Annotated in this window: 5 protein-coding genes; 1 reads left to right on the top strand and 4 read right to left on the bottom strand. The window is 75.6% G+C overall.

Features of this window, described 5'->3' with window-relative positions; translation table 11 throughout:
• Positions 1 to 10 precede the first annotated feature (10 nt).
• Both cynS and ACFV04_RS43335 read right to left on the bottom strand, forming a co-directional pair.
• Entirely contained in the window at positions 11 to 481 is a 471-nt protein-coding gene (gene cynS / locus ACFV04_RS43340) for a cyanase (RefSeq protein ID WP_380350138.1), read from the bottom strand.
• 78 nt (positions 482 to 559) lie between these two features.
• Complete coding sequence (locus tag ACFV04_RS43335; RefSeq protein ID WP_380536579.1) at positions 560 to 1,153, bottom strand: carbonic anhydrase; 594 nt, start codon at positions 1,151 to 1,153, stop codon at positions 560 to 562.
• A 125-nt stretch (positions 1,154 to 1,278) separates the two neighbouring features.
• Between ACFV04_RS43335 and cynR the strand changes: the two genes are divergently transcribed.
• On the top strand, positions 1,279 to 2,184 hold the full coding sequence (gene cynR / locus ACFV04_RS43330; RefSeq protein ID WP_380536577.1) for a transcriptional regulator CynR: 906 nt from the start codon (positions 1,279 to 1,281) through the stop codon (positions 2,182 to 2,184).
• Between the two features lie 683 nt (positions 2,185 to 2,867).
• On the opposite strand, the gene ACFV04_RS43325 is transcribed toward cynR, so the two are convergent.
• Together ACFV04_RS43325 and ACFV04_RS43320 are read right to left on the bottom strand one after the other, a co-directional pair.
• Positions 2,868 to 3,092: a hypothetical protein gene (locus ACFV04_RS43325; RefSeq protein ID WP_380536575.1), complete on the bottom strand. Its 225-nt coding sequence runs from the start codon at positions 3,090 to 3,092 to the stop codon at positions 2,868 to 2,870.
• A gap of 173 nt (positions 3,093 to 3,265) precedes the next feature.
• Positions 3,266 to 3,985 (bottom strand): hypothetical protein, encoded by a 720-nt coding sequence (locus ACFV04_RS43320; protein ID WP_380350123.1) that lies wholly within the window; start codon positions 3,983 to 3,985, stop codon positions 3,266 to 3,268.
• Positions 3,986 to 4,430 lie beyond the last annotated feature (445 nt).

Raw genomic sequence — 4,430 nt, 5'->3', positions numbered from 1 at the left:
GGAGGGTGCGTCAGAAGGGCCTGGTCGGCAGGTACTTGCCGTCCAGGGTGATGACGGCGCGCTCGCCGCCCTCGGGGTCGGCGACCTTCTTCACGTCGAGCCGGAAGTTGATCGCGGAGATGATGCCGTCGCCGAACTCCTCGTGGACCAGGGCCTTGAGGGTGGTGCCGTAGACCTGCAGCATCTCGTAGAAGCGGTAGATGGTCGGGTCGGTGGGGACGGCGCCGGGGATCGAGCCGCGGGTGGGGATGGTCTGCAGCAGCAGCGCCGCGTCCTCGTCCAGGCCCAGCAGGGCGGCGACGGCCTCGGCGGCCTCCCGCGGCAGGGCGTGCTGGCCGAGGACGGCGGCGGTGGTGAAGGCCACCGACAGCCCGGAGGCGTCGGCGATCTGCTGCCAGGACAGGTCCCTGCGGGTCTTGGCGTCGACGGCGGCGACGGCCAGGGCCTGGCGGGCGGTGGGGTCGAACTGGGCGTGCACCATGGCGGTACGTCCTTGTCTCTCGGCTGGTATCGGAGAAGGGGGGATACGGTCGCGGGGGAGTGGGGGAGTGGGGGGCGGTCAGGCGGCGAGCGCGGGGCCGGCCGCGGTGAGCTCCTCGACGGCGCCGGTGGCGATGTCGAAGACCCAGCCGTGCAGGGCGACCTCGCCACGCGCCAGGGCGCGGGCGACCGGGGGGTGGGTGGCCAGGTTCGCCAGCTGCGCGCGCACGTTGTGCCGCACCAGGTCCGCGACGTCGCCGGCGGCGGCGCGGGCCCGGGAGGCGTCCGCGTGCCGCAGCCAGGCCGCGACCGCCGGGGCGCCGGTGAGGTCGTGGCCGTCGGCGAGGGCGGTCATCGCGCCGCACGCGGAGTGCCCGCAGACCACGACGTCCCGCACGCCCAGCACGGTGACGGCGTACTCGATGCTCGCCGTCACCCCGTCGGCCCCGGGGGTGTGGGCCGGCACCAGGTTGCCGGCGGTGCGGATGACGAACAGCTCGCCCGGCTCGGCGCCGGTGATCAGCTCCGGGACGACACGGGCGTCGGAGCAGCCGATGAACAGCGTGCGCGGCGCGTGGTGGCCGGCCAGGCGGGAGAACAACTCCGCCCGGGCGGGGAAGACGTCCTGCCGGAACCGGGTGACGCCCCGGGTGAGGTCGGTGAAGTCCTGCACGGGTCACTTCCTTCGGTGGTTCCCGGCCCCTGCGGGCTGGTGAGATCCACCATGCATGACCTGCTCCTATAGTGTCCAAGAGCTGTCCGCCATGAAACCGATCGATGCCGTCTATAGTCGGTTCCATGGCCGCCCCCGAACTGCGTCACCTGCGCTACCTGCTCGCCGTCGCCGACCACGGCAACTTCACCCGCGCCGCCGAGGAACTGCACATCTCCCAGCCCACGCTCTCCCAGCAGATCAAACAGCTGGAGAAGACCCTGGACGTCCAGCTCCTCGACCGCACCGGGCGCACCGTCCGCCTCACCGACGCCGGCGCCGTCTACACCGACCACGCCCGGCGCGCCCTGCGCGACCTCGCCGCCGCCGAACGCGCCGTCCACGACGTCCAGGACCTCACCCGCGGACGGCTGCGCCTGGCGGTCACCCCCACCTTCACCGCCTACCTCGTCGGCCCGCTCGCCGCCGAACTCCACACCCGCCACCCCGGCATCACCCTGACCGTGCGCGAGACCAGCCAGGACCGCATCGAAGCCGGCCTGCTCACCGACGAGTTCGACCTCGGCATCGCCTTCCGCGGCCCCCACCCGCCCGGCATCGACGCCACCGCCCTGTTCACCGAGACCCTCACCCTGGTCACCGCCACCCCCCACCCGGCCGGCGCCGGCCCGCTGCCCGTGCACCACCTCGCCGAGCGCCCGCTCGCCCTGCTCGGCGGCGACTTCGCCACCCGCGGCCACATCGACGCCTACCTCGCCCGCCACCGCGTCAGCCCGCACATCGCCGTCGAGGCCACCTCCGTCCAGGCCCTCACCGAGATCGTCCGGCGCACCCCGCTCGCCACCGTCCTGCCCGACGCCGTCACCCACGACCGCCCCGGCCTCGCCACCCTCCCCCTCGACCCGCCCCTGCCCACCCGCACCGTCACCCTCCTGCGCCGCACCGACGCCTACCGCAGCGCCGCCGCCCGCGCCTTCACCGACCTCACCCGCCACCTCGTCCGCACCCGCGGATACCCCCCGGCACCCTGACCGCACCCGGTGCGCCCCACCCCGGCCGGGCACGAGCACCGGTGGCGCCCGGACACCGCGCACCGCGCCGCGCCGACCGCCGCCTTCGCCCCCGGCCCGGCCCGCCTGGTCACCGCCCACGGCGCCGGCCACAACCTCTCCCTCGGCCACGCCGCCCGCCCCTGCCACCTGCGCGCCCTCGCCTTCACCGGCGACTGCCGCACCAGCCCCGCCGCCGCGCGGCCCGTACCGGTCGCGGCCCGCCGCGGGCCCGCCGTCCCGGGGTCGCCGTTCCGGGGCCGCGGTCCCGGCGGACCTGCCGGGGCTCCGGGCCCAGGAGCCGGGGAGGGCGGCAGGGGCGGGGCGGCCCGGGGTGACGACGGCGCGCTCGCCGTCCCCCGGGGCCGGCGGCCTCCGTCAGGTCGGACCGGATGCCGCTCGCGCAGATGATCGCCGTCGCCGGACTCCCCGTGGACCGGCGCCCGGAGGGCGGTGCCGTGGGCCGGTGCACCTCGTGGGAGCGACCCGCGGCCGGGCCGGCGGGGGCGGTCCGCCGCCCGCGGACGGGCAGGGCCGCCCGGCGCCGGAGCGGCTGTGCGCGGGTGGGGCGCTGCCCTCGTGCGGACCCGGTCGTCGCGCCGGGCGTGGTCACGGTGCGGGTTCGCCGTCGCGGGCGGTGCCGGCGGGCCGGTCGGGGGTGTGGTTCAGGCGGCGCGGCGTTCGCTCCCGAAGCCGGGGGCGGGTCCCGGGCCGCCGGTGGTCCGGTCCCGGACGTCCGTGGATGCGGCCTTCCGTTCCCCGGCTGTCGCGGCCCGCGGCAGGGCGCCGGCCGTCGCCTCGGCGGCCCCGGTGACGAGCCGGTCGACGACGGCCGACGGGTGGTCCGGGGTCGTGTCGCCCTCGACGTTCCCGCTGCCCCACGTGCCCACGAGGCTCCTCCCCGGGGTGCCGCCGCTTCCGGGTGCCGTCGCGGCAGGCCGCACGGACCGGGCCGCTTCCCCGCCGTCGTGTCCGGGAGACGGCGGCAGGGCCGCCCGGCGGCCGGGAGAGGGGACGCGCCCCCGGGCGGCCGAGCGGCCCTGCGTGCACGCGCTGCCCGGGGTCAGGCCTTGCGGATGGAGTAGGCGACGCCGCTGCCGTAGCAGTTGCTGCTGGGGTAGTAGCTGCTGACGACCCACCCGGCGGGCAGCGGGGAGAAGGAGCAGACGACGGCGGAGGTCTGCGTGGTGATCTTGAAGAGGGTGTAGGAGATGCCGGTGCCGGCGCAGTTGCTGCTGCTGGCGGAGCTGGTGACGACCCACCCGGCCGGGACCGGGGTCATGGAGCACGCGCCGGTGCTGGTGTCGTTGACCGTGTTGTGCAGCGAGTAGGCGACGCCGGTGCCGGCGCAGTTGCTGCTGCTGTACGAGCTGCTGATCACCCAGCCCGCCGGGATCGGGGTCATCGAGCACGCGCCGACGTTGAGGTCGTTGGCCACGTTGTGGAAGCCGTAGGCGATGCCGCTGCCCGCGCAGTTGCCGGTGCTGTAGGAGCTGGTCACCACCCACCCGGCCGGCTTGGGGGAGAAGGAGCAGATGGTGAGGTTGGTCTGCCCGGCCGTGTCGGTGATCGTGTACGAGACGCCGGAGCCGGGACAGCCCCAGCTGCTGTACGAGCTGGTGACGACCCACCCGGCGGGGACGGGGGAGAAGGAGCAGATGGTCGTGCTGCCGGTGACCCGCTGCGGGGCCGCCTGCGCCTGCGCGCTCGCGGCGGTCATCATGCCCAGGAGCAGCAGCACGACCGTCACCAGGTGCGAGGTGTGGGTCCGTAAGGTCTTCATGGCAGGCCTCAGATCTCTCTCGACGACTCGGGATTTGTGTAGCTGAGGTGAACGCTGGGTACACGATTCGTTCACGTCGGCTGAGATGGTGTCAGAGATCGTCCGGCGGCGCCAGGGTGCCGCAGGCAGCGGCCCTTCCCCCCGGTGCGCGCCGCCGCGCGGCCCCGGACGCACCCGCCCCGACGCCGCCGCGGCGAAGGATGGCTGAGCCGGAGCGGCGCCGGAGCGCACCCCCACCGCCTTCGGGCCGCCAGGCCGGGCGTCGGGGTCACCTCCGGGCCTCCGGTGGGCAGGGCCGTCGGAGCGGCGCCCGGCCGGCCCGCAGATCGTCCGCCGGTCGCCGGCTGCCTCCGGAACCCGGGAAAGCAGCCCGGAAGAACACGGTGGAACGCCGCGGAACACCGCCGAAATCGGGCCGGGTGTCCGGGGGGAAATCCCCCCGGAC

This window comes from Kitasatospora sp. NPDC059599, from assembly GCF_042735125.1.
In the GTDB taxonomy this organism is placed as follows: Bacteria; Actinomycetota; Actinomycetes; order Streptomycetales; family Streptomycetaceae; genus Kitasatospora.
This window is presented reverse-complemented; position numbering and strand designations above follow the sequence as displayed.

What these genes read in the sequence shown, in the direction of transcription:
- cynS (WP_380350138.1), bottom strand. Translation starts at nt 481, where the DNA reads ATGGTGCACGCCCAGTTCGACCCCACCGCCCGCCAGGCCCTGGCCGTC.
- cynR (WP_380536577.1), top strand. Translation starts at nt 1,279, where the DNA reads ATGGCCGCCCCCGAACTGCGTCACCTGCGCTACCTGCTCGCCGTCGCC.
- ACFV04_RS43320 (WP_380350123.1), bottom strand. Translation starts at nt 3,985, where the DNA reads ATGAAGACCTTACGGACCCACACCTCGCACCTGGTGACGGTCGTGCTG.